This is a genomic window from Halobacterium bonnevillei (assembly GCF_009831555.1).
Classification (GTDB): domain Archaea; phylum Halobacteriota; class Halobacteria; order Halobacteriales; family Halobacteriaceae; genus Halobacterium; species Halobacterium bonnevillei.
Map to the genome: position 1 here is coordinate 1 of NZ_WUUU01000281.1, position 2,367 is coordinate 2,367.

Genomic DNA, 2,367 nt, shown 5'->3' on the forward strand with positions numbered 1-2,367 from the left:
ACTCTCGCTGTGGGCGGCAGTCCGACAGTGGAGCGGGTTCTCGTTCGCCGGCTACGGGAGTGACGTGGCGCTCGCTGGATGGCTCGCAGGTGCCGCGCTCGTTCTCGCGGTGCAGGCCGGGGCGGCCGGCTACGCGTTCGCGCGCTGGCGACTCGTCAGCGCGCCGCCGGCGCTGTTCGCGGCCGCGACGACCACGTGGTACCTGTTCCTGCACGTCGGCGGCGAAACCGACGTCCTCTGGGTGTGGACTCTCGGCTACGGGCCGCTGCTCACGGCGGGCGTCGCGCTCGCAATCGCCGTCGAATACGGCGTCCGCCGCACCGTCGCGGCGGCGTGGGCCGCTGCCGACTGACCGCGACGCCCGGTGCTCAGACCGGTTCGCCGAACGCGTAGACGGTCTGGTGGCCGACGACCTCGACCGTCGCGAAGTCCCCGGGTTCGAGGCCGTGCTCGGACGCGTTCTGGACGATGACCTGGCGGTAGCTGTCGTCGTAGCACTTCACCGAGTCGCCGGTCCCCTGCTCGGTCACGAGGACGTCGCGCTCGCTGCCCACCATCTCCTCGTGGGCCTCGCCCACGACGTCCATCTTCAGGTCCGTCATCGCCTTCGAGCGGTCCTTCTTCGTCTGGCCGCCCAGCCCCTTCATGGCCGCGGCGTCCGTGCCGGGGCGCTTCGAGAACCGCGTGACGTTGATCTTCTCCGGGCGGGTCTCACGCAGCAGCGCCATCGACTGCTCGTGGTCGCGGTCGGTCTCCGTCGGGAACCCGACGATGAAGTCCGTCGACAGCGTCCACTCCTCGAGGTGGTCGTCGAACGTCTCCACGATGTCGACGTACTGCTCGACCTCGTGCTGGCGACGCATGTCCTCGAGGACGTCGTCGCTGCCGGACTGCACGGGCGCGTGCAGGAAGTTGTAGATCTCGTCGTGCTCGGCGAAGACCTCGGCGAGCTCCTCGCGGATGCCGTGGACGCCGCCCGGGTTCGCCATCCCGACGCGCACCCGGAAGTCACCCTCGATCTCGGTGGCGATGCGCTCCAGGAGTTCGGGGAGCTTCCGCTCGCCGTCGTCCCAGCCGTAGACGCCCGTGTCCTGGCCGGTGATGCGGATCTCCGTCGCGCCGGCGTGCACGAGCGCTCTGGCTTTCTCGACGTTCTCCTCGACGGGCGGCGAGTCCACGCGGCCCGTCGCCTGCTTCGTGATGCAGTACGAGCAGTTGCTCATGCAGCCGCGGGCGATGGGGAGGATGCCGATGACGCCGTCCAGGATCGGCTCCGAGTCCGGCGTCGTCGTCGGGCACTCGCCGTTCGTCACCGCTTCCGGCACGTCGTCCCAGTGCAGCACCCGCGCGTCGACGTCCGCGGCGGCGAACTCCTCGCCCTGCGCCAGCGCCATGCAGCCAGTGACGATGAGATCGGCCGTCTCGTCCGCGAGTTCCTCGGCCCGACGGAGCATGTTGCGCTCCGTCTTCTCGACGACCGTACAGGTGTTGAGGATGGCGACGTCGGCGTCGTCGGCCCCGTCGACTCTGTGGTGGCCGGCGTCCCGGAGGCGCCGCTCGATTTCCCGGCTCTCGCCGCGGTTCGACGTACACCCGTACGTCTCGATGTGGTACTGGGCCATCCGTTGCCCGGAGTTGGGTGCGCGCGGCCAAAAGCACGACGATAGACCGACGGCCCGGGTCCAGTGGACGCCCCCGAGAACACGTCGGCCCACGAGGACAGGCGCTCCGGGCGGCGTCGCGACAGCGCTGTCCGCCGGCACGCCCCAACTGTAGCGACATGGTGAAGGCGCCACATCCACAACCACGGACCGTGTCACGCCTGCCACGCATCACTCGCGCCGAAACAGCGGTGTTCCTCGGCGGCATCGCCAGCATGGGTCTGGAACTGCTGGCGGGCCGCCTCGTCACGCCGACGTTCGGGAACAGCATCTACGTCTGGGGGAGCATCATCGGCGTCTTCCTCACCGCGCTCAGCCTCGGGTACTGGGCGGGCGGCCGGACCGCGGACTACGCGGGGCCGCAGGCCCTCGTGTCGGTTCTCACGGCCGCGGCCATGCTCGCGGGGGTCGTCGCCGTCTTCGGCGAACCAATCGTCGGGGCGACGGCGGCGCTGCCGGTGCCGTCGCGGTACGCTGCCGTCCCCGCTATCGTCGCGCTGTTCGGCCCGCTGACGTTCCTCGTCGGGTTCGTGAGCCCGTACGGCGCGGAACTGTCCGCCGCTGAGAGCACCGGCGCGGCGTCCGGGCGCGTCTACGCGCTCGGCACCATCGGCAGCATCCTCGGGTCGTTCGGCACGACGTTCGTGCTGATCCCCGCCTTCGACGTCGTCACCATCGCCGCGTTCTACGGGGGCGTGCTGCTCGC

Annotated in this window: 2 protein-coding genes and 1 pseudogene; 2 read left to right on the top strand and 1 reads right to left on the bottom strand. The window is 70.2% G+C overall.

Features of this window, described 5'->3' with window-relative positions; all coding sequences use genetic code 11:
• Window positions 1-352, top strand: a pseudogene (locus GRX66_RS18320) (hypothetical protein); the annotation flags it as partial.
• A gap of 16 nt (window positions 353-368) precedes the next feature.
• On the opposite strand, the gene GRX66_RS18325 reads toward GRX66_RS18320, so the two are convergent.
• Window positions 369-1,622: a tRNA (N(6)-L-threonylcarbamoyladenosine(37)-C(2))-methylthiotransferase gene (locus GRX66_RS18325; RefSeq protein WP_159527766.1), complete on the bottom strand. Its 1,254-nt coding sequence runs from the start codon at window positions 1,620-1,622 to the stop codon at window positions 369-371.
• A 191-nt stretch (window positions 1,623-1,813) separates the two neighbouring features.
• Here GRX66_RS18325 and GRX66_RS18330 point away from each other — a divergent pair.
• On the top strand, window positions 1,814-2,367 hold a 554-nt coding region (locus GRX66_RS18330; RefSeq protein ID WP_325064197.1), incomplete at its 3' end, for a fused MFS/spermidine synthase.